Genomic DNA, 24868 nt, shown 5'->3' with positions numbered 1-24868 from the left:
TAAAAGTCCAGCTCATCGCGCGCTACCGTTCGCCGTTGACACAACAGGAGCGCGGCACTCTCCCGGGGGTCGAGATGGGCATGGCACGCCGATGACGGGGCGGGCGCGTTCCGTCAAGTCGAAGATGTTCCTGCTGCTGGTCCCCCCGATCACGGCACTGGTGGCGCTGTGGGTCTTCGCGGCCGCCACCACCCTCACCGACACCCTCCGCCAGACCCGCGCGCAGACCTTCACCGTCAAGGTCGCCCAGCCCACCGACGCGGTCATCGCCGCGCTCCAGGACGAGCGCCGCATGTCGCTGTCGCACCTGGGCGACGACGCCACCATCGGCCGCGCCGGGTTCGACGCCCAGCGCACCAAGACCGACCAGGCCCGCGACGCCTTCCAGCGCTCGGCCGCCGACGGCGGCATCCGCGGCGCCACCCGCGAGGAGACCCGCGAGCGCATGAACCGCCTCGCCGCCGCGCTCGGCGAGCTGTCCACCCTGCGCGCCGCCGTGGACCAGCGCAAGCTCGACCGCGCCCAGGCGCTGACCCGCTTCACCGCGCTGGTCGACCTGGCCGCCGACATCTACGACGACGTGCCCTCCGACGACCGCCGCGTGGTGCGCGACACCCGGCTGCTGATCTCCCTGGAACGCGCCCGCGAGCACCTGTCCCGCGAGGACGCGCTGGTCACCGGCGCGCTCGCCGCCGGGCGCATGACCGAGGAGGAGCGCCTCCAGCTCATCGAGCTGGCCGGGGCCCGCCGCTTCCTGTACGACGACGCCGCCCGCTCGCTCTCCCGGGACGACTTCGCCCGCTACGGCGCGATCGTCGCCGGGCCCGAGTCCAAGCGCTTCCAGGCGCTGGAGGGCCGCCTCACCCGCTGGCCCGCCACCGGCGGCCGCCCGCCGGTCGACATCGGCGCCTGGCACACCGCCACCGAGGCCCTGGGCTGGCAGCTGTCGGGCCTGTCCACCGGCATCCGCGCCACCACCGCGCACCGCGCCGAGGACGCCGCCGGAACGTTCCTGGCCCGGCTCGCGGTGACCGGCGGGCTCGGGCTGCTGGCGGTCGTGGCCGCGATCGTGGTGGCGGTCCGGGTGAGCCGCCGCCTGATCCGCGAGAGCCGCACCATGGCCGACACCGTGACCGTGTTCGCCCGCGACCGGCTGCCCGCGATCAGCGAGGCGGCCCGCCGGGGGAGCCGATCGCGGACCTGGCGGCCCCCGGCCCCGCCGCCGGCCCGGCCGAGCGGCCCGACGGCGCCCCGGCCACCGCGCCCGCCGCCGCCGCCGAGCACACGTCCGAGTTCACCGTCACCGAGATCAGCCGCATCGACGAGGCGTTCGACGAGGCCCGCCGCGCCGTCATCTGCGCCTCCACCCGCGAGGCCGCCGCGCACCGCCGCCTCAACGACGTCGTCGTCACCCTCGCCCGCCGCAACCAGTCCCTGCTGCAACGCCTGCTGTCGATGCTGGAGGCCATGCAGCGCCGCGCCGACCGCGCCGACGAGCTGGAGGCGCTGTTCGCGCTGGACCACCTCGCCACCCGCATGCGGCGGCACGCCGAGGGCCTGGTCGTGCTGTCGGGCCGCGCCGCCGGGCGCACCTGGCGCAACCCCGTCCGGCTCATGGACGTGGCGCGCGCCGCCGCCGCCGAGATCGAGGACTACACCCGCGTCGAGGTCGTGCCGATGGGCCCGGCCGCGCTGCACGGCCCCGCCGTCGCCGACACCATCCACCTGCTGGCCGAGCTGGTCGAGAACGCCGCCGCGTTCTCCCCGCCCACCACCCTGATCCGGGTCACCGGCGGCCCGGTCGGCCGCGGCTTCGCGATCGAGATCGAGGACCGCGGGCTCGGCATGTCGTCGGAGACCCTCGCCGAGTGCAACCAGCGCCTGGCCACCGCCGCCGAACCCGACCTCGGCGACACCTCGCGGCTCGGCCTGTTCGTGGTCGCCCGGCTGGCGGCCCGGCACGGCGTCTCGGTGACGCTGCGCCCGTCCCCGTACGGGGGCGTCACCGCGATCGTGCTGCTGCCGCAGGACCTGGTCGTGGACCCGCCGCAGTCGCGCCTGGTGCCCGCCCAGGAACTGACCACCGGCGAGGACCTCCTCGGAAAGCCCACCGCGCCCAACGCCGTGGACGCGCCCGCCGAACCGGGCCCGCTGCCCCCGTTCGGCAGGCGGGGCCCGCTGCCCGCGCCCACCGAACCCGGCCCCCTGCCCGCCCCCACGAGCACCGGCCCCCTGCCTGCGCCCGCCGGCCCCCTGCCCTCGCCCACCGAGGCCACCGGCCCCATCCCGCTGGGCGCGCCCGTCGGCCCGCCCACCGACAGCGGCGAGCACCCCCGCACCACCCCCGGCGCGCCCCCGCTCCCCACCCGCCGCCGCCAGGCCAGCCTCGCGCCCCAGCTCCGCGACCGCGCCTCCTGGCCCGGCCGCCCCGCCGACGCCCCCGCCGCCGCCCGTTCCCCCGAGGACGCCGCCCGCCTCATCGGCACCCTGCAGCGCGGCTGGCAGCGCGGCCGCGCCGCCGCCGAGCAGGACGGGCCCGACCGCACCGGCGGCGACGCGTCCCCGCCCGCACCCCCCGGCGGCGAGTGATGACCGGCGGTCCGGACGAGCTGTGGGTCGACGAGGACGCCGGACCGGTGGTCCGCCCCTTCGCCGTGGCGCGCGGCCGCGCCCGGCACGCCCGCCGCGACCTCGACATCGACCTCATCGCGGTCGTCGCCGCGCTCGGCCCACCCGCCGCGCCCGGCCTGCTGGCCCGCGAGGACGAGCGCATCCTGGAGTTGTGCCGGGCCCCGGTCTCGGTCGCCGAACTGGCCTCGGACCTGTCCCTGCCGATCGGCGTCGTCCGCGTCCTGCTCGGCGACCTGCTCGACCGCGGCCTGGTGTCGGTGGAGCGGCCCGCCGCGGTCCGCCGCCCCGACGCGCGTGTACTCAAGGAAGTGATCGATGGTCTCCGTGCGCTGTGACCCCGTGCGCCCCGACCGCCCCGCCCGCCGCCTGACGGCCCTGCTGGCGGCGGTCCTGCTGATGGTCGCGGGCGCGTCCGGCTGCACCCCGCCCTGGGGCGACGACGACGCCCGCGCGGTGCCCGGCGTCACCGACGAGCCGTGCCCCAACGCGGTCAACAAGGACAACGGCTGCATCTACCTGGGCACCATCTCCGACCTCAGCAGCGGCCCGTTCAAGACGCTGGGCGTCCCCATCACCCGCGCCCAGCGCGCCTTCTGGGACCGCGTCAACCGGCAGGGCGGCATCGGCGGCCACGACGTCGACGTCACCACCTACGTGCGCGACAACCACTACGACGTGCGCACCCACCAGCGCGCCTACCAGGAGATCAAGGGCCGGGTGCTGGCGCTGGCGCAGACGCTGGGCGCCTCCACCACCGAGGCGATCCTGGGCGACCTGCGCGCCGCCAAGATGATCGCGGTGCCCGCCTCGTTCCCGTCCCGCTACGAGTTCGACGACGTGATCCTGGAGTCGGGCGCCTCCTACTGCTTCCACGCGATGAACGGCGTGGACTACGCCGTCGAGCGGCACGGGGCCCGGAGCGTCCTCGCCGTCTACTTCGAGGGCGAGTACGGCGACGACAGCGCCGCCGGGGCCCGCGCCGCCGCCCGCGCCCAGAACGTGCGCTTCAAGGCCGTCCAGACGCCGCAGGGCGCCGAGGCGCAAGACCGGGCCGTCGCCGCCATCCTGGCCCGCAAGCCCGACGCGGTGCTGCTGGCCACCGGCCCCGCCGAGACCGCCGCCATCGTCGGCAAGACCGTCGCCGCCGGTTTCCGCGGCCGCTTCTACGGCCAGGCGCCGACCTACGTCGGGGCGCTCCTGAAGTCCCCGGCGGGCCCGGCGCTGGAGAAGCACTTCACCTTCCTGGGGCTGTGGAAGCCCTTCGCCGCCGACTCGCCCGGCCAGGCCGCGCTGCGCCGCGCGCTCGGCCGCGCGGAGCCCGACGACACCTTCACCACCGGCTGGACGCTCTCCTACCCGCTCAAGGCCGCCCTCCAGCGCGCCGCCGCCAACGGCAACCTCACCCGCGAGGGCCTGTACGAGGCCGTCCGGCAGACGACCTTCGTGGACTACGAGGGCATCATGCCCTCCAACGCCGGCGACTTCTCCGGCACGCCCGACACCGCCGCGTTCCGCCAGACGGTGATCGAGAGCGCCGACAAGGGGCAGTACACCGGCCTGCGCCCGCTGACCGACTTCTACACCGGCTCCACGGCCAAGGAGTACCGCCTGACCGCCCCCTGCGACCGCGCCGGATAGCCCCGGACGAGCCACCGACGAGCCCCGGACGCCCGCCGGACCGGGCCCGCGAGCCGCCCCGTCCGGCGTTCCCAAGCGTTTTTCGCCGTCCGCGCTTCAAGCGGTGGCCGCGCGACTACAATCGGCCACTGTCATCGAGGCTGGACCCTGCGTCCTGACGAACGGCGGCCCCCCATGCTCCGGTCGCATCATCCGCACCACGCCGAGAGCAGGCTGGGGCTGGTCACCATGACCGTGCTCGGCGCCCTGCTGGTCGGAACGGTCGGCGCCGAGCAGGCCCTACCCGCTCCCTACAGCAGCATGGCCCTGCTCATCGCGGTGCCCACGATCACCGTGCTGCGCCCCTGCTGCCCCGTGTGCACGATGCTGGTCGGCGGCGTCACGCTGGCCTGCGCGGTCCCGCTGGCGTTCCAGCAGTGGCCCTACACCCCGGTGGTCGCGGTGACCGTCCCCGGCGGCATCGTGTGGGTCACCGCGATGCTGGCGCTCGCCGCCCACCGCCGCACCCACGCCGACACCGTGCACGCCGCCCTGCGCGCGGTCGCCGAGACCATGCAGCGCGCGGTGCTGCGGCCGGTGCCGCACCGGCTCGGCCCGGTGCGCGCCCAGGTCAGCTACCTGGCCGCCGCCCCGCAGGCCCAGGTCGGCGGCGACCTGTACGACGTGGTCGACACCCCCTTCGGCGTCCGCGTGATCCTCGGGGACGTGATGGGCAAGGGGCTGGCCGCGGTCGAGAAGGCCACCGACGTGCTCGGCGCGTTCCGCGAGCTCGCCCACCTGGAGCCCACGCTGGCGGGGACGGCGCGGCGGCTGGACGCCTACCTGGCCGGGCACGGCCGGGAGGAGGACCGCGAGGAGGGCTTCGTCACCGCGCTGCTGGTGGAGATCCCCGAGTCCGGCGGCACCGCCGAGCTGATCAACTGCGGGCACCCGCCGCCGCTGGTGTTGTCGGGCGGGCGGGTCGCCTTCGCCGACGCGCTGCCGCCCGACCCGCCGCTGGGCCTGCTGGGCATGGTCGAGGGCGGCCACACCTCCAACGTGCTGACGCTGGGCCCCGGCGACCGGCTGCTGCTCTACACCGACGGCGTCACCGAGGCGCGGGCGAAGGCCGACGGCCGGTTCTACCCGCTCGCCGAACGCGCCGCCGCGCTCGACCGCGCGACCGGGAACGGGGCGGCGTACAAGACGGCGAACGGCCGGCCGAAGGGGCAGGCGAACGGCGGGGCCGACGCCCCGGGCGCCCGCCCGGCCGACGGCCGGGCGGCGGCCGGTACGGCCAACGGCTGGGCGAACGGATCCTCCCGCGGCGTCTCCCGCACCCCGCCGGGCCGCCCCGACGATCTGCTCGACCTCCTCGACCTGCTCGTCGCCGATCTCCGCACGTTCGCGGCCGGCAGCCACCACGACGACGCGGCCCTGCTGCTGCTGAGGTTCGAGGGGGTGGACGTGCCCCTGCCGCGCGGCCACGGCGGCGAGATCGCGCGAACGGGTGACGAATCGCGTCCGGGGCTGTAGACACGAGGAGGGGGTGCGCACGGCAGTCGCCGCGAGGAGGTCCATGACCGAGCACGGGCCGGTCCCCGGCCGGTTGCCCGCCGAGCCCAACGCGCTGGTGGGCCGGGCCCGGGAGCTGGCGCAGGTCTCGACGTCGCTGAAGGCGTCGCGGCTGGTGACGTTGACCGGCGTCGGCGGTGTGGGCAAGAGCCGCATCGCGCTGCGCGCCGCCTGGAACGCGCGGCCCGCCTACCCCGGCGGCGTCTGGCTGGTGGAGTTGGGCGCGCTGCGCGACGGCGCCCTGCTCCCGCACACCATCGGCGCGGTGCTGGGGCTGGCCGACCAGACGGTACGGCCGCAGACCGACGTGCTGGCCGAGTACCTGGCGGACCGGCGGGCGCTGCTGGTGCTGGACGGGTGCGAGCACCTGCGCCCCGCCGTCGCCGACCTGGTCAGGGTGCTGTTGCAGGCCGCGCCGGAGCTGGCGGTCCTGGTCACCGGGCGGCAGGCGCTGAGCGTCCCCGGCGAGCGGCGCATCACCGTGCCGCCCCTGCCCGTGCCCGATCTGCCCGACCGGCCCGACCGCCCCGGCGGGCCGGGCCTGCGCGCGTCGGGCAACGAGGCGGTGGCGCTGTTCCTGGCCCGCGCGGCCGACGCCGTCCCCGGTTTCGTCCTGGGCGCGCACGAGGAGGAGACGGTCGTGCGGCTGTGCCGCAGCCTCGACGGCATCCCCCTCGCGCTGGAACTCGCCGCCGTCCGGTTGCGCTCGATGACGGCGGCCGACATCCTCACCCGTCTGGAGGACCGCTTCTCCCTGCTCGGCACGGCGCACGCGGCGTTGCCGCGCCACCAGACGCTGCGTACCGCGATCGGGTGGAGCCACGAGTTGTGCACGCCCGGCGAGCGGTTGTTGTGGGCGCGGCTGTCGGTGTTCACCGGCAGCCTCGACCTCGACGCCGCCGAGGCCGTCTGCACCGACGAGCGGCTGCCGCCCGCCGGGGTGGCCGAGCTGCTGGCCGGCCTGGTGGACAAGTCGATCCTGCTGACCTGCACCGACGGGGACCGCATCCGGTTCCGCCTGCTGGACACCGTCCGCGAGTACGGCGCGGGGTGGCTGGCCTCGCTGGGGGAGGAGCGCACCCTGCGGCGGCGGCACTGCGACCACTACCGCGACCTGGCGCTGCGCTGCGAGAACGAGTGGTACGGCTCCGGCCAGCTCGCCTGGTACCAGCGGCTGATCAGCGAGCACCCCAACGTGCGCGCCGCGCTGGACCACTGCCTGTCCGACCCGGACGCGGCGGGCGAGTGCCTGGAGACGGCGGCGGCGTTGTGGACGTTCTGGATCGCGTCCGGCTCCATGCGGGAGGGCCGCCGCTACCTCGAACGCGCCCTGGAACGCGCGTCCCCCGACGATCCGGCGCGCGCCAAGGCGCAGTGGGTGTGCTCCTACCTCGCGATCGGGCAGGGCGACCTGGCGGCCGCCGCCGCGTTCGCCGAGCAGGCGGGCCTGCTGGCGATCCGCACCGGCGACCGCCGCCACCTGGCCTGCGCCGTGCAGTTCAACGCGATGGCGCTGGCCCTGGGCGGCGAGGCCGAGCGCGGCGGCGAGGCGATGAGCGTCGCGCAGGCGCTGCACGGCCCGCTGCCGCCCGCCGACGTGCTGCCGGTGATGGCGATGGGGATGCGGGCGTTCGCGCTCAACGCCTGCGGTGCGCTCGACCAGGCCGTCGAGATGGCCACGCGGTCGCGCGCGTTGTGCCACGAGAGCGGGGAGTTGTGGTGGCGGTCCTACATGGACTGGCTGCTGTCGATGATCTGGCTGGACGCGGGCGACGGCGCGCGCGCCGCCCGGCTGGCGCGCGCGGCGCTGGAGGTCAAGGCCCGCTTCCGCGACCTGGTGGGCATCGCGCTGTGCCTGGAGACGCTGGCGGCCGTCGCCGCCGGCCACGACGCGGTGCGCGCCGCGCGGCTGCACGGCGCGGCCGAGCGCCTGTGGGCGGTGATCGGCGCGCCCTGCCTCAGCGCGCCGCAGTTCCTCGCGCTCCACGAGCGGGGCGAGCGGATCGCGCGGGCCGCGCTGGGCGACGGCTCCTACGAGCGCGCCGTCGGCGAGGGCGACGGCTGGGAGCTGCCCGAGGCCATCGCCTACGCGATGCGGGAGGAAGGGCGCGCCCACAGCGAGGCGAGCGGATGAGCGTGCCGGCCGACCCGTCCGTGCGCGGCAACCTGCCGTCCGAGCCCAACGAGCTGGTGGGGCGCCGGGACGAGCTGGAACACGTCCGCGGGCTGCTGGCGGCGTCGCGGCTGGTGACGCTGACCGGCGTCGGCGGCGTGGGCAAGAGCCGCGTCGGGCTGCGCGCCGCCCGCCACGCCCTGCCGCGCCATCCCGACGGCGTCTGGCTGGTCGAGCTGGGCACCGTGCACGACGCCGCGACGCTGCCGCACTCGGTCGCGGCGGTGCTGGGACTGGTCGACCAGACGGTGCGGCCGCAGACCGACGTGCTGGCCGACTACCTGGCGGACCGGCGCGCGCTGCTGGTGCTGGACGGGTGCGAGCACCTGCGCCCTGCCGTCGCCGACCTGGTCAAGGTGCTGTTGCAGGCCGCGCCGGAGCTGGCGGTCCTGGTCACCGGGCGGCAGGCGCTGGGCCTGCCGGGCGAGCGGCGGCTCACCGTGCAGCCCCTGCCCGTGCCCGGACCGCCGGGCGACGACGACCCGCCCCTCGCGACGTTGCGCGACAACCCGGCCGTGCGGCTGTTCGTGGCGCGCGCGACTGCGGCCGCGCCCGATTTCGAGCTGACCCCCGCCATCGGGGCCGTGGTGGCGCGGCTGTGCCGCCGGTTGGACGGCATCCCGCTGGCGCTGGAGCTGGCGGCCGTCCGGCTGAGCACGCTGCGTCCCGAGGAGATCCTGGCCCGTCTGGAGGACCGGTTCGCGCTGCTGGGCTCGGCGCACGCGGCGTTGCCGCGCCATCAGACGTTGCGCACCGCGATCGGGTGGAGCCACGAGTTGTGCACGCCCGGCGAGCGGTTGCTGTGGGCGCGGTTGTCGGTGTTCGCCGGGACCATGGGCGTGGAGGCCGTCCAGGCGGTCTGCACCGACGAGCGGCTGCACCCCGCCGACCTGCCCGAACTGCTGACCGGGCTGGTGGACAAGTCGATCTTGCTCTGGCGGCCGCAGGAGGCCGAGGGCCGCTTCCGGATGCTGGACACCGTCCGCGAGTACGGGGCGGGATGGCTGGGCGCGTTGGGGGAGGAGCGTGCCCTGCGGCGGCGGCACCGCGACCACTACCGCGACCTGGCGTTGCGCTGCGAGCAGGAGTGGTACGGGCCCGGCCAGCTCGCCTGGTACGGGCGGCTGCTCAGCGAGCACCCCAACCTGCGCGCCGCGCTGGACCACTGCCTGACCGACCCCGGAGAGGCGCGGGCCGGGCTGGAGATGGCGGCGGCGCTCTGGCCGCTGTGGACCGCCGCCGGGTTCACCCGGGAGGGCCGCCACTACCTGGACCGCCTGGTGCGGCTGTCGCCCGCGCCGGGCCCCGCGCGCACCAAGGCGCTGGCGCGCCGGTCCTGGGTCGAGACCGCGCAGAGCGACCACGACACGGCGGTGGCCACCGCGCGCGAGGCGGCGGCCGAGGCCCGCGCGCGGGGCGACGTCTACGAGCTGGCCTGCGCGCTGGCGTTCGAGGGCCTGGCCATCGCGTTGCGCGGCGACCCGGCGGGCGGGGCCAAGGCGCTGACCGAGGCGCTGGAGACCTTCCCCGCCGGGCCCGCCGACGACTTCATGGCCGTCCACACGATGGGGATGCTGGGCGTCGCGCTGAGCGCCGCCGACGAGACCGCGCGGGCCGTCGAGGTCCTGGCCGGGGCCCGGCGGCACGGCGCGGCGCGCGGCGAGCGGTGGCTGGTGTCGCACCTGGGCTGGATCCACGCGCTGGCCGAGCTGGGGCGCGGCGACCGCGCCGCCGCCGACCGGCACGTGCGCGCGGCGCTGCCGGTGCGGCGGCTGTTCCGCGACGGGCCGGGCCTGGCGTTGTGCCTGGAGACGCTGGCGGCGGTCGCGGCGGCCGAGGAGCGCGGCCGCCGGGTCGCCCGGCTGCACGGCGCGGCCGACCGTATCTGGCGGACGTTCTCGGTGCCGCAGATGGGGTCGCCGGTGTTCGCCGCCGTCCACGAGCGCGCCGCGCGGACGGCTCGCGACCTGATCGGCGACGGCGCCTACACCGCCGAAGCGCGGGTCGGCGGCCGTCTGGATCAGGAGGAGACGATCGCCTACGCGCTGGCCGACCCGCTGCCCTGAACGCCGCCGGGGCCGGTCCGTGCCGGACCGGCCCCGAGGACGCGCGCTGGATCAGCCGTCACGGGTCAGTTCTTGCGCAGCCGACCGACCGCCAGCGAGGCGACCTTGACCGCCACGCCCGGGTTGAGCCGCACCCCGCGCCAGGCGGCGCGGCCGTGCGCCGGGGCCACGATCAGCGCCTGGTTGCGGTCCACGCCGCGGATGATGTCGCGGGCCAGCTTCTCGGCGGTGTAGAGCCGCGGCGACGCCTTCTTGATGTCCTCCTTGGCGTCGCCGCTCATCGAGGTGGTCGGCAGGTCGGGGTTGACGTTGGTCAGCAGCGGGGTGTCCACGAAGCTCGGGCACACCACGCTGACCTTCACCCCGCGCCCGGCCGCCTCGGCGCGCAGGCCCAGCGACAGCCCGACCACCGCGTGCTTGGTGGCGGTGTAGGGGATGCCGAGCGGCATCGGCACCAGCCCGGCCAGCGAGGCGGTGTTGACGATGTGTCCCGAGCCCTGCTCCAGCATGATCGGGTAGGCGGCGTGCACGCCGTGCACCACGCCCTTGAGGTTGATGTCGATCGCGCGGTCCCAGTGGTCGAGGGTGAGCTCCTCGGCCGCGCCGCCGATCGAGATGCCGGCGTTGTTGAACACCAGGTCCAGCCGGCCGTGGTCGGCCTTGACGCCCCGGTACAGCTCGGCGACCGCGCCCGCGTCGGTGACGTCCAGGGCGGCGGCCGTCGCCTTGCCCCGGCCGAGGGTGTTGAGCTTGTCGGCGACCCGCCGGGCGCCGTCGGCGTTGATGTCGGTGACGATCACCGTGTCGCCGCGCGCCACCAGGGAGGTGGCGACGGCGCGGCCGATGCCGGACGCGCCTCCGGTCACGATCGCAATGCTCATGGCGGGCTCCGCTCGTTGGACTGCTCGGTCGTACTGGTCGGTCGTGCTGCTGGTCGTGCCGGCCGACCGCGCTGGTCGGTGGTGCTGGTCGGTCGTGCCGTCTAGCCGTCGCGCCGGGGCGGGATGCCGGTCCGCGGGACCGGGCCGGGGGGAGTGGGCCCGGCCCCGCGGCGGCGGTCCGGAACGTATTGGATCTTTTGTTGAATTGCGGGGAGTCTACTCGCCGGTAGGTCGGCGCGCACCCTCCCCTCCCCGCCTCAGCCGGAGACGCGCTCGGGCGCCCCCACCTGGAAGTCGGCCGGGTTCAGCCGCCGGGTGCGCAACCAGTAGTTCACCGTGGACGCGGGCCACGCGGCGCGGTTGACGCCGTTGTCGTCCAGGTACCAGCTGGTGCAGCCGCCCGCCACCCAGACCGCGCCCTCGGACTTCTTCTGCACCCACTGGTTGAACTTGTCCTGCACGCTGTCGCGCACCGCGATCCGGCTCGCCCCGGTGCCCGCCATCATCCGCAGGCACTGGAGCACGTAGCGGATCTGCGCCTCGATGATGAAGATCATCGAGTTGTGGCCGAGCCCGGAGTTGGGGCCCAGCAGCAGGAACAGGTTGGGGAACCCCGCGACGGTGACGCCGAGGTGCGCCTGGATGCCGTCCTTCCACGCGTCCTGGATGCGCAATCCGTTCCGGCCCACGATGTGCGCGTGCTCGAAGGCGTCGGTCACGTGGAAGCCGGTGCCGAAGATGATCGCGTCCACCGGGTACTCGGTGCCGTCCCGGGCCACGATCGAGTTCGCGCGGACCTCCGCGACGCCCTCGGTGGTGAGCTCCACGTTGGGCCGCGTCAGCGCCGGGTAGTAGTCGCTGGACACCAGCGTGCGCTTGCAGCCCATCGTGTAGTCGGGCGTGAGCTTGCGGCGCAGCTCCCTGTCGGGCACCTGCCGCGCCAGGTGGAGCTGCGCGATGCTGCTGGCGGCCTTGAGCAGCCGGGGGTTCTTGAACCCCAGCACGAAACTCTCCTGCAACAGGTAGATGCCGTTGCGGTAGCCGCGCTGCACGCCCGGCACCCGCCGGAACAGCGCCCGTTCCACCTTGGTGATGCGCCGGTCGGGCTTGGGCATGATCCACGGCGGGGTGCGCTGGAACAACGTCAGCGACCCGACCTTCCGCGCGATCTGCGGCACGAACTGGATCGCCGACGCGCCCGTCCCGATCACCGCGACGCGCTTGCCGGCCAGGTCGTAGTCGTGGTCCCACTCGGCCGAGTGGAAGGTCGTGCCCGCGAAGGAGCCGAGCCCCGGCAGGTCGGGGACGTTGGGCTGGTGCAGCGGGCCCATGCCCGCCACCAGCGCCCGGCCCCGCACGACCTCGCCCGGTGCCGCGCCGTTCCCGGCGACCGAGACCCGCCAGGTGTCGGTGGCGTCGTCGTACTCGGCGCCGGTGACCTCGGTCTCGAACCGGATGTGCTGCTCCAGGTCGTACTTGACCACGATGTCCTTGATGTAGGCCAGCAGCTCGGCCTGCTTGGGGAACATCCGCGACCAGTCGGCCTTGGGCTCGAAGGAGTAGGAGTACAGCAGCGACATGATGTCGCAGGCGCACCCGGGGTAGGTGTTCTCCCGCCAGGTGCCGCCGACCTCGTCGGCCTTCTCCAGGATGACGAAGTCGTGCACGCCGGCCTTCTTCAGCCCGATCGCCATGCCGAGGCCGGAGAAGCCGGTGCCGATCACGACGACCTTGTAGGGCCCGCCGGGGCCCGCCGCGGGGGTCACCACGGCGGGACGGGCGGCGGCGGTGGTCTCGGCCATGGGTCAGGCGGCCTTCGCGGTGCCGGCGGCGCGGGCGGCGCCGCGGGCCTTCGGCTCGTCCCAGATGCCGAACGCCTTCCAGACCTGCCGGTTGACCGGGTTGATCACGCCCAGCTCGGCCATCAGGTCCCGGATCTTGCCGACCGACGCGCAGATCTCGCCCTGCGCCTCGGCGTTCTTGTACGCCTCGCGGACGACCTCCTTCGGGATGCCGAAGTGCCGCACCATCGGGCCGGGCGGGGAGAGCATGATCCGCGCCATCGCGCCCAGGATCACCGGCGTGACCACGCCGAGGATGCGGCGGCGGAACGGCGACATCTTCGGCACCCGGTGCTTGAGGTAGTGCCGGGCGAAGGAGATGTGCCGCGCCTCCTCCGCGATGTGGATCTTCATGATGGTCTCTTCGAGCGGGTGCTTGATGTGCCCGTTCTTCAGCGACTTGCGCTGCACGTAGTCGATCGGGTCCTCGCCGCCCAGCACGAACACGAAGAACAGCTCGGTGCTGACCAGCGGGATCCACGGCGCGACCTGCGCGATCACGGTGAGCGCGCGCGGCATGCCCTTGATCGGCATCTTGGTGCGGTTGACGAACTCCTGGAACATCATCCCGTGGTGACATTCCTCGGTCGTCTCGTGGTAGACGTACCGGAACTCCGGCCGCCCGTTGGGCAGCCAGTAGGCGTAGTTGAGCAGGCCGCGCTTCAGCAGGTTCTCGAACTGCAGGCCGATCTTCATGGCGGTGGCCACCCGCCACAGCCCGATCTGCGCCTGGATCTCCGGCGGCTGCGCCCGGTACCAGGCGGTCTCGCCGAGCCGGTCGAACGGCGGCAGCACCCAGCGCGGGTCGTTCTTGACCACCTGGAACTCGGGGTCGTCCCAGGGGATGTCGGCGTACGCCTCCCAGTGCTTGTCGACCGACGCCTTGTTCAGCCGGTCGATGACGCCGAGGTAGGACTTGCGGTCCTTGACCTGCTCGCGGACCTCTTCGGCGAGTTCGGTGGGGGCTTTGGTCATGATGGCGCTCCCTCGGGGGCGGGGTCGGACGCGGAGTCGGGCACGGGGGCGGACGCTGGGTCGGACGCGGGGTCGTGGTCGGGCACCAGCAGCAGGGCGATGGTCTTGATCTGGGCGAGGACGGCGGCCTGGTGCCCGTGGGCGTCGTCGTCCAGCGCGTTCTGCACCGACAGGCCCACGAACATCGCGAACAGGCCGCGCAACATCGTGGGCACGAAGTCCTCGGGCAGGGTGGTGGCCGGGAACAGCCGCTCGAAGGTCTCGGTGATGACCTGGAGGATGCGCTCGTTCAGGTCGCGGCACAGCGGGCGCAGCTCGTCGTCGGTGCGGGCGGCCACCGCCAGCTCCAGCAGCGCCTTGGCGGGGCTGCCGCGGAAGATCTCCCACAGCAGGTCCAGCGCGCCCTCGACGTTGCGGCGCTCGGCGGGCAGCGCGGCGAACGCCGACTCGAAGGCCAGCCGCTGGGCTTCCAGCAGGTGTTCCAGCGCGGCCGCGACCAGCTCCATCTTGGTGGGGTAGTGGTGCTGCTGCGCGCCGCGCGACACCCCGGCGCGGCGGGCGACCTCGGTGGTGGAGGTGCCCGACCAGCCCAGCTCGACCAGGCACTCCATGGTGGCGTCGAGCAGCCTCGCCCGGGTGAGCGAGCGCCGCTCCTGCTGGGTGCGGCGGCCGCCGCCGGGGCGGCGGATATGCCGTCGGCGAGTACTTACTGACACGCCTCCGACGGTACGAGCGCACTTACAAGCAAGCAAGCCTGCTTGTATGTTGCCCGCATCACAATTGGACAACTCGTCTGATGCGGGCGCGGCTACTCCGCCGGGTGTACGCGCCCGCGTCCGGCTGCTCCCGGGGGTGCAGGACGGGTGACGCTTCCAGCCCGACGACAGGGCGGCCCGGCCCCGCGACGATCGTGCCCATGGGCAACGCGGCAGAGGCACGGCGGTCGGTCCTGGAACATCCCGACAGGCCGGTGGACCCGCCGCCGGCTCAGGCTCAGGCGCGGCCTTCGGCTCCGACGGGCACGGCGCTGGTCTTCCTGTGCGCGGCGCTGGCGGCCTGCGCGCTGACGGTCGGCGGCACGCTGGCGGCGGCCCTGGACGGGCAGGGCCTGGCGCATGAGGGGGCACCGGCGATCCTGGGCCTGGTGCGCACGGCGTTCACGTGGATCGTGCTGCTGATGACGGCCCTAGGCATCCGGGTGGTGACCGGTCCTCAGGACTCTGCACGACGAGCCACGCGCCGCACGGCGGCGTCCGGCATCCGGGCGGTGACCGGCCCTCGGGACTCCACGCGACGAGCTGCGCGTCCTGCGATCGTACGCATCGTGGTCGTGGCGGCCCTGGGCGCGATCGTGGGCGCGGCGTGCGCCGTCCTGCCGCAGTGGCCGTTGCCCGGCGGCGGTCCGGAAGCCGACGGCGGCACGCTGCTGCCTGTGGCGGCCGTGCCGATGGCGGCGGTCCTGGCGTGCTGGCCGCGCCCGTTCGCGCTGGCCGGGGCGGCGGAGTCCCGCGTGATCATCGGGACGGCGCTGGGCCTGGTGGCGGGCGGCGCGGTCGTCACCGGGGCGCTGGCGGGCCAGTTGCCGCTGGCCACGGCGGGCGCGGTGATGGGCCTGGCCGTGCTGGTGGTGCTCGGCCCGGTGCCGTTCGGCCGTCCCGCCGCGCTGCTGACGGCCGGGGCGGGGGCGGCGCTGCTGCTGACCGCGCTGGCCGGGACGTTGCGCGCCGCGCCCGCCGAGGCGCTCGGCCGCTCATTCCACGGGACCCACATCGTGGCCGGTGACGGCGCGGAGATACCCGCCCGGCTCGCTGGGGAGGCCGCCCGGCTGCCCGAGGTCGTGGCGGCGGCGGGCCTGGGCCGCACCCAGATGCGCGTCGAGGGACGGCCGACCGGCGTGACCGTCGCGGAACCCGCTCTCCTCGCACATGTCCTGGACCTGGGCGTGGTCGCCGGGACGCTCGGCGACGCGCTGGCGGTCTCGCAGGACGAGGCGGCCGAACGTGGCTGGCGCGTGGGGTCGCGGGTGACCGTCGCCTATGCGGGCGGCTCCCGGCAGACCCTGGCGATCGGTGCGATCTACCGCGACACCGGCCTGGTCGGCGACTACCTGATGCCGCGCTCGCCATGGAGCGCGCATACCGCCGACACGCCGGACACGGTCGCGTTCGTGCAGGTGAGAGCAGGTGGGGAAGCGGCGTTGGCCCGACTCGTCCGTTCCCATGGAGCCCCGCTCGTCCAGGAACGCGCGGTCTACCTGACTGCCCAGGAGGACGACCGCGCCCGGATCCGCATCCTGGGTACGGCGCTGCTGACCCTGACGGTTCTGCTGGCGCTGCCGGGCGTGGTCGTCGCGTCGTCGCGGTCCCGGGCGGCCGTCCTGATCGCCGGGACCACCGGCGGCGCGCTCCTCGGGCTGGTGCTGGGGTGGGCCCTGGCGGCGGCGATGGCGGTGCCGGTCACGGTGGCCTGGTGAGCTTCCGGGGACGGGACGCGAATAGTGTTGTTTCATGCAGGTCATCAACCAGTCGGGCAAGCTCACCAACGTCTGTTACGACATCCGCGGTCCGGTGCTCAAGCGCGCCAAGCAGTTGGAGGCCGAGGGGCAGCGCATCCTGAAGCTGCACATCGGCAACCCGGCCCCCTTCGGGTTCGAGGCTCCCCCCGAACTCCTCCAGGACATGATCCGCACGCTGCCCGAGGCGCACGGCTACAGCGACTCCAAGGGCATCCTGCCCGCCCGCCGCGCCGTCGTGCAGCGCTACGAGCAGGCGGGCGTGCCGGGCCTGGACGTCGAGGACGTCTACCTCGGCAACGGCGTGTCCGAGCTGATCGTGATGACGTTGCAGGCGCTGCTGGACGACGGCGACGAGGTGCTGATCCCGGCCCCGGACTACCCGCTGTGGACGGCGTCGGTGTCGTTGTGCGGCGGCACGCCGGTGCACTACCTGTGCGACGAGGCCGACGACTGGCAGCCCAGCGTCGCCGACATCGAGGCCAAGATCACCGACCGCACCCGGGCGATCGTGATCATCAATCCGAACAACCCGACCGGCGCGGTGTACTCGCGCGCGGTGCTGGAGCAGATCGCCGAGCTGGCCCGCCGCCGCGGCCTGATCATCTTCGCCGACGAGATCTACGACCGCATCCTGTACGACGGCGCGGTCCACACCCCCATCGCCTCGCTCGCCCCCGACCTGCTGTGCCTCACCTTCGGCGGCCTGTCGAAGAACTACCGGGTGGCGGGCTTCCGGTCCGGCTGGGTGGTGCTGTCGGGGCCCAAGCAGCACGCCGAGTCCTACATCGAGGGACTGGACATCCTGGCCAACATGCGGCTGTGCCCCAACGTCCCGGGCCAGCACGCGATCCAGGCGGCGCTGGGCGGCCACCAGAGCATCGACGAGCTGGTGTTGCCGACCGGCCGCCTGGGCGAGCAGCGCGACCGCGCCGCCAAGCTGCTGAACGACCTGCCGGGCGTGAGCTGCGTCCGCCCGCAGGGGGCGCTGTACGTCTTCCCGCGCCTGGACCCGGAGATGTACCCGATCGAGAACGACGTGCGGTTCGCGTTCGACCTGCTGGAGGAGCAGAAGATCCTGGTGGTGCAGGGCACCGGCTTCAACTGGCCGGCGACCGACCACTTCCGGGTGGTGACGTTGCAGTACGCCGACGACCTGGAAGAGGCGATCGGCCGCATCGGCGTCTTCCTGGAGAAGCGCCGCCGCTAGCGGTTCCCGGGCGTGCGGGCCGGACGGGCCCGCACGCCGCCGCTACTCGTCGGCCTTCGCAGTGGCTTTTTCGCTGGCGGCCGCGTCCAGGCGGCGCAGCGCGCCCCGCACCGTCTGCGGGTCGGTCGTGGCCCAGAACGGCGGCAGCGAGTTCTTCAGGAACCCGCCGTACCGCGCGGTCGCCAGCCGGGGGTCGAGCACCGCGACCACGCCCCGATCGTCCATCGACCGCAGCAGCCGCCCCGCGCCCTGCGCCAGCAGCAGCGCCGCGTGCGTGGCCGCCACCGCCATGAACCCGTTGCCGCCGCGCGCCGCGACCGCCCGCTGCCGGGCCGACTGCACCGGGTCGTCCGGGCGCGGGAACGGGATGCGGTCCATGATGACCAGCTGCAGGGACGGGCCGGGCACGTCCACGCCCTGCCACAGCGACAACGTCCCGAACAGGCTGGCGCGCTCGTCCTCGGCGAACTCCTTCACCAGCAGCGAGGTGGAGTCGTCGCCCTGGCACAGCAGCCGGTGCGACAGGTGGTCGCCCAGCTCGTCGGCGGCCTGCCGCGCCGCCCGCATCGAGGAGAACAACCCCAGCGTGCGGCCCCCGGCCGCCTCGATCAGCTCGGTGATCTCGGTCAGGTAGGCGTCGGGCAGCCCGTCGCGGCCCGGCTGCGGCAGGTGCCGCGCGACGTACAGGATGCCCGCCTTGGGGTGGTCGAACGGCGATCCGGCGTCGAGCCCGGACCAGGCCATCTCCTTGTCCTTGCCCGCGACCTCGGCCGGTTCCTTGTCGGCGGTGCGCGCCAGCCCCTCGGCGGCGGTCCGGGCGTCGCGCGAGGCGCTCTCGCCCAGCGGCGGCAGCCCCCACTGCCCGGCCAGCGGCTCGAAGGACCCGCCCAGCGTCAGCGTCGCCGACGTCAGCACCGCCGTGCGCTTCTCGAACAACGTCGCGCGCAGCAGCGCGCCCACGCCGATCGGCGCGACGTGCAGCGCCGGCGGCCGCTTGGGACGGCCCTCCGGCACGAACGGCTTGGCCAGCCACACCACGTCGAACCGCGCGGAGATCTCCGGCTGGAACGACTCCAGCAGCCGGACCGCCGTGTCGTGCATCTCCTCCAGCGCCGACCGGGCGGCCTTGCGCGCGCCCGCGTCGGCCGGGTCCATCTCCTTCTTCTCCGGACCGATCGCCGTCAGGCAGGCGTGCGCGGCGTCGCGCAGCACCGCGACGGTCTGGCCCAGCGCGGGCGGCAGCACGTCCATGCGCCCGGCGGGCAGGTCCTCCAGCAGGAAGCCCAGCGCCTCCCCGGCCTCCTTGAGCCGGTCGGCGACCGCCTCCTCCACCAGCCGCCCGCAGCGGCGCGCGGCGATCTCCACCGCGGGCGCGCTGAGGTCGCCGGTGGCCACCGAGGTGACCCGGTCGACCAGCTCGTGCGCCTCGTCTACGATCACCACGTCGTGCTCGGGCAGGACCTGGAAGTCCTCCAGCGCGTCGATCGCCAGCAGCGCGTGGTTGGTGACGACGATGTGCGCCTCGCCCGCCTCGGCGCGGGCCAGCTCGGCGAAGCACTCGGTGCCCTGCGGGCAGCGGGTCGCGCCCAGGCACTCGCGGGCCGACACCGCGACCTGCCGCCACGCCTGCTCGCCGACACCGGGCACCAGCTCGTCGCGGTCGCCGGTGGTGGTCTCCTCGGCCCACTCGTTCAGCCGCTTGACCTGGCGGCCGAGCGCCGACAGCTGCTGCGGGTCGAACAGGCTCGCGCCCTGCTCCTCGGGGTCGTCGGGCACGCCGGTCTGCACGCGGTGCAGGCACAGGTAGTTGCGGCGGCCCTTGAGGATCGCGAACTTCAGCTCGGTGCCGAGCAGCGGCCGCAGCGCCTCGGCGAGCCGGGGCAGATCGCGGTCGACGAGCTGGCGCTGGAGCGCGATCGTCGCGGTGGAGACGACCACGGTGGTCTTGTTGCGCACCGCGTGCCGGATGGCGGGCACCAGATAGGCCAGCGACTTTCCGGTGCCGGTCCCGGCCTGGGCGGCCAGGTGCTCGCCGGTCTCGATGGCGCGGGCGACGGCCTCGGCCATCTTCACCTGACCGGGGCGCTCGGCCCCGCCGATGGCCTCGACGGCGGCGGCGAGCAGGGTCGCCATGTCGGAGGTCGCGGCGTCGGGAGTCGCGGTGTCGCTGGCGGTCAGCGTGTCAGGGGCGGGCACGTCGGCCAACGCTACCGTCCGCCGGTGACATCCGGGGCCGTGCGCCGTGAGGCGGATCACGTTACCCGGCGGTCACCAAGATCCTCTTCTGCCCCACATAATGCAAGTGCACACTTACGAGGGGCGGCCGGAACCGGCCGGTGTCAGGGGGTGTCCGGATGAGCGATTCCGCGTTGTCGGCGCGTTCGCGGATGGTGTTCGCGGCGCTGGGCGCGGGCGCCATGGCCGTCGCGGCGGGCGCGCTGGCCGTGGCGGGCACGTCGTCCCACGGCGACGCGGCGGCCTACGACGCGCTCTTCGGGCGCGCGGGGCAGGGGCTGGACGCCAAGTCCGACGTGAAGGTGCGCGGTGTCACCGTGGGCAACGTCGAGTCGGTCGCGCTCACGCCCGAGGGCAGGGTGCGGGTGCGCTTCCGGGTGCGCCGCGACGTGCCGGTGCCGCGCGACAGCGAGGCCCGCGTGGACCCGGTCTCGATCTTCGGACCCAAGGAGATCTCGCTGAACCTCGGGAACGGTCCAGTCCTGGCCGAGGGCGGCACGCTGACCCGCACCAAGGACGCCGCCGACCCGTCCGACACCGCCTGGCCCGCCTACCAGGCCAGCAAGGCGATCGACCCGCAGGACGTGACGACGCTCATGCACACCTTCGCGCGCGGGCTGGACGGCCAGGGCCCGGCGCTGCGCCGCACCGTCGTCAACGGCGCGAAGGTGACCGACGCCACGCACGCCCGCCGCGCCGAGATCCAGCGCCTCATCAGCGACATCACCGGCCTGTCCGGAACCCTCGGCGGCCGGGGCGACACGATCGTCGGGACCGCGCGCGACCTGTCGGACCTGGCGCCCCTGGCGACCGACCGGCCGGACAAGGTGACCCAGCTGCTGGACGAGGCGGGCCGCCTGTCCGCGCAGGTCGGCGGGACGCTGGACGGTCACGGCCGCGAGATCGGCGCGATCGTGGACGGGGCCGCGCCCGTCGCCCGGACCGTCGCCGCCAGGTCCGGCGACCTGATCGTCCTCGGCGACGCCCTCAACGGCTTCTTCACCGGCCTGGCCAGCGTCATGACCGCCGACGGACCCGCGGGCACGCGCCCGGCCATCCTCAAGGCGCCCCTGCCCCTGGACGCCTGCCGGACCGTGGTGGACCTGTGCGAGTAGACCCGCGTACCCGGCATCGCCTCCCATCGGCGAAGATAGGGCCGTGTCTGCGGATAGAGAAGTTTTGACCTGGGAGCTGTTCGGTTCCGCCAGCCGCCAGCTGGCACAGGAGATCGCCGACAGCGGCTACCGGCCCGACCTGATCCTGTCGATCGCCCGGGGTGGGCTGTTCGTGGCGGGCGCGCTCGGCTACGCGCTGGACGTGAAGAACCTGCACGTGATGAACGTGGAGTTCTACACCGGCGTGGACCAGCGCCTCGACCTGCCGGTGATGCTCCCGCCGGTGCCCAGCGCCGTGGACCTGTCGGGCGCCAAGGTGCTGGTGGCCGACGACGTCGCCGACACCGGCGCGACCCTGAAGCTGGTCCGCGACTTCTGCGCCGACCACGTGGACGAGGTGCGCTGCGCGGTGGTCTACGAGAAGCCGCACTCGGAGGTCAAGTGCGAGTACGTGTGGCGGCACACCGACCGCTGGATCAACTTCCCGTGGTCCACCGAGCCGCCGGTGGTGCGGCGCGAACACCAGGTGCTGGACGCCTAGGCAAAATTCGTCACTCTCGGTAATACCCGCAGTCCGGCGGGGGAACAGTCGCTAGAGTTCAGCCTCTCCTAGCGAAGGTCGCTCCGTGCCGTACCCCCGCCGGTCCCTGTCGTTCGCCCTGCTTCCGGCCCTGCTGGCCGCTCCGGCCCTGGCCCTGGGCGGGGACGCCCCGGCCGCGGCGCGCCCGCTTCGTCCCAACATCGTGCTGATCCTGGCCGACGACCTGGACCGGACGGACCTGTCCCGCTTCCCGAACCTGTCGCGGCTGCGCCGGGAGAGCGCGGAGCTGACCGAGTTCACGGTGGCGGACTCGTGGTGCTGCCCGTCGCGGGCGACGATCCTGCGCTCGCAACACGTGCACAGCCACAACGTGCGGACCAACAACCCGCCCGAGGGGGGCTTCGAGGAGTTCCACGCCCGGGGCCACGACCGCTCGACGATCGGGACGTGGCTGCAACCGGCGGGCTACCGGACGGCGTTCCTGGGCAAGTTCCTGAACGGCTACCCAACCTCGGCGGCCCCGGGGTACGTGCCCCCGGGCTGGGACGACTGGCACGTGCCCGCGCCGCGCAACATGTACAAGCAGCGGAACTACCAGCTCATCGAGCAGGGCACGCGGACGAACCACAAAGAGCACCTGGACGACGTGCTGACCCAAAAAGCCAGGACGGTGATCGGGTCGTCCGTCCAGCCGTTCTTCCTCTACCTCGCGCCGATAGCGCCGCACCTGCCGGCGACCCACGCTCCCAGGCACGCGAACGCGTTCAAGAAGGTGAGAGCGCCCCGGCCGCCGTCGTTCAACAGGGCGCCCGCCCAGAACGAACCGCGCTGGTTGCGCCGGATGCCGAAACTGAACCCGAAAGCCATCAGCCGGATCGACCAGGTCTACCGCGACCGCCTGCGCTCGATGCTGGCCGTGGACGACATGGTGGGCTCCGTCATGGAGACGCTGCGGGCCACGGGGAAGCTGTCGGACACCTACATCTTCTTCACCTCAGATAACGGCTTCCACCTGGGGCAACACCGGTTGTGGCCGGGAAAGACGACACCGTTCGAGGAGGACGTGCGGGTGCCCGCCCTCGTGCGGGGCCCGGGAATCCGCCCCGGCCGGATTCCGGCTCTGTCTGGCACGATCGACCTGGCCCCCACGTTCGCGGACCTGGCGGGAGCACCGACCCCGCCGTTCGTCGAGGGCAGGTCGCTGCTCCCGATCCTGAGGCGGCAGAAGGTGGCCTGGCGACGGGGGATGCTGATCGAGTTCTACGCGGGACATCCGGGCGACAAACCGGAGGGCCCGGACTGCGACACGAGGACACAGCAGGGCTGCCCGCTGCCGCCGACCTATGCGGCGTTGAGAACGGACCGCCATACCTACGTCGAGTACGCGACGGGGGAGCGCCAGTTCTACGACAGGGCGAAGGACCCGTACCAACTGCGGAACCAGGCAGCGACGGCACCGCCGTACCTGCACAACTGGCTGGCCCGATACCGAACGTGCCAAGCAGGGGCCTGCCGCCGAGCGGACCAGGGCTGAAACGACGCTGATCCAAAGCCCCGAGACCAGCCTTGCGAACACTCGTCGGCCACCGCGCCAAACATTCCGACCAACCCCGTGACCAGCGGAAACGGGCAACCTCCACCAAGTTATCCACAGCCTGCCAGATCCCCTTCCCCTGACCCGCCATCCCCTGTCAGGCTCAACCCATGTCCCAGAACGCACAGGATCGACCACGCATGGTGATCGGTGACCCGCAGGACGCCATCGCCGCCGTCCCCTTCATGCTCGGCTTCCACCCGACCGACAGCCTCGTGGTGCTGGCGAGCGGCGGCCCACGCGAGACATGCGCCCTGCGCCACGACTTACCGGTCACCGACGACCACGTCGCCGCCGTCCTGGCGGGCAACGGCTTCCTCGGCGCGATCGTTTTGGGCTACGGCCCGGCCGACCTGGTCGTCCCCTCCGCCCGCCTGATCCGCGAAGCGCTGACCGCCCATGGCATCGAGGTGCTGGCGGCCGTGCGCGTGGACGGCGGCCGCTGGTGGTCGCTCACCTGCCCCCAGGAGGAGTGCTGCCCGCCGTCGGGCCACACCTACGACATCACGTCCAGCAGGCTGACGGCCGAGGCGGTCTACCGGGGAGAGGTGATCCTGCCCGACCGCGAGGCGCTGGCCCGCTCGGTGGCACCACTGGACCGCCCGCCGCACGAGGCGATGGCGCGAGCAGAGGAAAGGTTCTTCAACAGCGCGAGAGAAGGCCCGAGGTCCCAAACCAGCTCCCGCACCAACCAGGAGGGGATCGCTCTACTTGACGCCCTCCTGATCCGAGCCCAAGAAGGCGGCCCCTTCCCGGACGACGACGAACTCGCGAACCTGGCCGTCCACCTGACAAGCCTCACCGTCCGAGACGCGGCATGGAGCCACACCCAGGAAGGCGATCCCCTCTTCGCCATCACCTTCTGGCGGCACATCCTGCAACGCGTCGATGAGCCCTACGCGTCGGCCCCCGCGTGCCTCCTGGCGTTCGCGGCCTACAGCGCGGGCGACGGCGGCCTGGCGAACGTGGCACTGGACCGCGCCGAACCGGGCTACACGATGGCGATTCTGCTGCGGGAGGTGATGTACGCGGGCATCCCGCCGTCGGAGCTGCACATTCACCTGCTCCCGACGCGCCCGAAAGCAGGCCGCACCACCAGACCACGCGTACCGAAGCCACGCCCGAAAGCAAGCTGAGGACCGACCCGCCCACCCGCTTCAGGATGGCTCCCCGTCCCCTCGCAGGACCAAGCGCTACCGGCTCACCCGGCAGCCCAGCCCAACGAAGTCCGATGGACAACGGCACGGTCGACACCGGCCCACTCCACCTCAGTGAATGAGCTGACAGAGGAGGAAAACAAATGCGCCCTGGACAAGGCCCCCAGGAGAACAACCCATCTCGCACCTACGCCCCCGCCTCAGCAAGGAGGACAGACAGCCTTACTTGGAGCAGAGGCCCTCCGCCACCGGCCGACGAGCTCGTGGCGCTGACCCACCGGCAGCCGACGCATGACACAGAGGCACATCGACTGGACAGCCATCCCGCACTCGCGGCCAACAACACAGAGGCGACGCAGCGACGACATGGAGGAGGTTCGATCACCGTAACCATTGACCCATGAACCTGGGCGGACGGCCGCTACCCCTTTTCTTTCTTCCCTCTCCTTGCAACAGCGGCCGTCCGCTCCGGATTCATCGGGTCGAACCCGAGACCACCTGGGACCTGTGTGAAAAACCTGCACGGGTTGGGGCTGATGCTCGGGTGGAGGGCGTGGGGTTGAGGTAGGTGCTCGGGTATGGAAAACCCGCGTGAGGTTGGGGTTGGTGGATATCTGTACCAACCCCGCGTAGAGCTGGGGTTGTTGGTCGGGTGCGCGAAACCCGCGCGGGGCTGATGTTGGGTGGGCCCCTGTAGACCCCCACGGATTGAGTCGGTGCGGCGTCCTCGGCGAAAGCGGCTGTG

The 24868-nt window shown here is 73.4% G+C and carries 18 protein-coding genes; 13 read left to right on the top strand and 5 right to left on the bottom strand.

What is annotated here, in order from left to right; genetic code table 11:
- The first annotated feature begins 91 nt into the window (after positions 1-91).
- The 7 genes from AH6_RS38510 (at position 92) to AH6_RS38485 (ending at position 10062) form a co-directional block, all read left to right on the top strand.
- Complete coding sequence (locus AH6_RS38510; RefSeq protein WP_067490710.1) at positions 92-1780, top strand: nitrate- and nitrite sensing domain-containing protein; 1689 nt, start codon at positions 92-94, stop codon at positions 1778-1780.
- Positions 1678-2589 (top strand): ATP-binding protein, encoded by a 912-nt coding sequence (locus AH6_RS46345; protein WP_245679658.1) that lies wholly within the window; start codon positions 1678-1680, stop codon positions 2587-2589. Before AH6_RS38510 ends, AH6_RS46345 begins: the two co-directional genes overlap by 103 nt.
- Entirely contained in the window at positions 2589-2966 is a 378-nt protein-coding gene (locus AH6_RS38505) for a DUF742 domain-containing protein (protein ID WP_067490707.1), read from the top strand. Before AH6_RS46345 ends, AH6_RS38505 begins: the two co-directional genes overlap by 1 nt.
- Positions 2947-4269, top strand: a complete 1323-nt coding sequence (locus AH6_RS38500) for an ABC transporter substrate-binding protein (RefSeq protein WP_067490704.1) — start codon at positions 2947-2949, stop codon at positions 4267-4269. The genes AH6_RS38505 and AH6_RS38500 overlap by 20 nt, the downstream gene beginning before the upstream one ends.
- A 174-nt stretch (positions 4270-4443) precedes the next feature.
- Entirely contained in the window at positions 4444-5784 is a 1341-nt protein-coding gene (locus AH6_RS38495) for a PP2C family protein-serine/threonine phosphatase (RefSeq protein WP_067490701.1), read from the top strand.
- Positions 5785-5827: 43 nt separating this feature from the next.
- Positions 5828-7957 (top strand): ATP-binding protein, encoded by a 2130-nt coding sequence (locus AH6_RS38490; RefSeq protein ID WP_067490698.1) that lies wholly within the window; start codon positions 5828-5830, stop codon positions 7955-7957.
- Complete coding sequence (locus AH6_RS38485) at positions 7954-10062, top strand: ATP-binding protein (protein WP_067490695.1); 2109 nt, start codon at positions 7954-7956, stop codon at positions 10060-10062. The genes AH6_RS38490 and AH6_RS38485 overlap by 4 nt, the downstream gene beginning before the upstream one ends.
- Before the next feature lie 65 nt (positions 10063-10127).
- Here AH6_RS38485 and AH6_RS38480 read toward each other — a convergent pair whose 3' ends face one another.
- From AH6_RS38480 to AH6_RS38465, 4 genes are all read right to left on the bottom strand, one after another.
- Positions 10128-10943 carry an SDR family NAD(P)-dependent oxidoreductase gene (locus tag AH6_RS38480; protein ID WP_067490692.1) on the bottom strand — a complete coding sequence of 272 codons (816 nt, stop codon included), beginning with the start codon at positions 10941-10943 and terminating at the stop codon, positions 10128-10130.
- Positions 10944-11200: 257 nt separating this feature from the next.
- Complete coding sequence (locus tag AH6_RS38475; RefSeq protein ID WP_083983874.1) at positions 11201-12745, bottom strand: flavin-containing monooxygenase; 1545 nt, start codon at positions 12743-12745, stop codon at positions 11201-11203.
- 3 nt (positions 12746-12748) lie between these two features.
- Positions 12749-13759 carry an AurF N-oxygenase family protein gene (locus tag AH6_RS38470; RefSeq protein WP_067490689.1) on the bottom strand — a complete coding sequence of 337 codons (1011 nt, stop codon included), beginning with the start codon at positions 13757-13759 and terminating at the stop codon, positions 12749-12751.
- Entirely contained in the window at positions 13756-14475 is a 720-nt protein-coding gene (locus AH6_RS38465) for a TetR/AcrR family transcriptional regulator (RefSeq protein ID WP_245679656.1), read from the bottom strand. Before AH6_RS38465 ends, AH6_RS38470 begins: the two co-directional genes overlap by 4 nt.
- Positions 14476-14675: 200 nt before the next feature.
- On the opposite strand from AH6_RS38465, the gene AH6_RS38460 reads away from it, so the two are divergent.
- Positions 14676-16232, top strand: a complete 1557-nt coding sequence (locus tag AH6_RS38460) for a hypothetical protein (protein ID WP_067490683.1) — start codon at positions 14676-14678, stop codon at positions 16230-16232.
- Between the two features lie 34 nt (positions 16233-16266).
- Positions 16267-17481, top strand: a complete 1215-nt coding sequence (locus tag AH6_RS38455; protein WP_067490681.1) for a pyridoxal phosphate-dependent aminotransferase — start codon at positions 16267-16269, stop codon at positions 17479-17481.
- A gap of 42 nt (positions 17482-17523) precedes the next feature.
- Here AH6_RS38455 and AH6_RS38450 read toward each other — a convergent pair whose 3' ends face one another.
- On the bottom strand, positions 17524-19614 hold the full coding sequence (locus AH6_RS38450; protein ID WP_067490745.1) for an ATP-dependent DNA helicase: 2091 nt from the start codon (positions 19612-19614) through the stop codon (positions 17524-17526).
- A 221-nt stretch (positions 19615-19835) separates the two neighbouring features.
- On the opposite strand from AH6_RS38450, the gene AH6_RS38445 reads away from it, so the two are divergent.
- The 4 genes from AH6_RS38445 to AH6_RS38430 all read left to right on the top strand — a co-directional run bounded on the left by AH6_RS38445 (position 19836) and on the right by AH6_RS38430 (position 24102).
- Complete coding sequence (locus tag AH6_RS38445) at positions 19836-20831, top strand: MlaD family protein (RefSeq protein ID WP_067490679.1); 996 nt, start codon at positions 19836-19838, stop codon at positions 20829-20831.
- 43 nt (positions 20832-20874) lie between these two features.
- Positions 20875-21372, top strand: coding sequence for a phosphoribosyltransferase (locus tag AH6_RS38440; protein ID WP_067490676.1), 498 nt, complete (start codon positions 20875-20877; stop codon positions 21370-21372).
- Positions 21373-21457: 85 nt separating this feature from the next.
- Complete coding sequence (locus AH6_RS38435; RefSeq protein ID WP_083983873.1) at positions 21458-22906, top strand: sulfatase family protein; 1449 nt, start codon at positions 21458-21460, stop codon at positions 22904-22906.
- A 200-nt stretch (positions 22907-23106) separates the two neighbouring features.
- The gene (locus AH6_RS38430; protein ID WP_245679655.1) at positions 23107-24102 is read left to right on the top strand and encodes a DUF4192 domain-containing protein; all 996 of its coding nucleotides are present in this window, start codon (positions 23107-23109) and stop codon (positions 24100-24102) included.
- Positions 24103-24868: the final 766 nt, after the last annotated feature.

The sequence above is a fragment of the Actinomadura hibisca NBRC 15177 genome (genome assembly GCF_001552635.1).
Classification (GTDB): Bacteria; Actinomycetota; Actinomycetes; order Streptosporangiales; family Streptosporangiaceae; genus Spirillospora; species Spirillospora hibisca.
The sequence above is the reverse complement of the archived record's forward strand: the minus strand, read 5'-3'. Positions and strand labels throughout refer to the sequence as shown.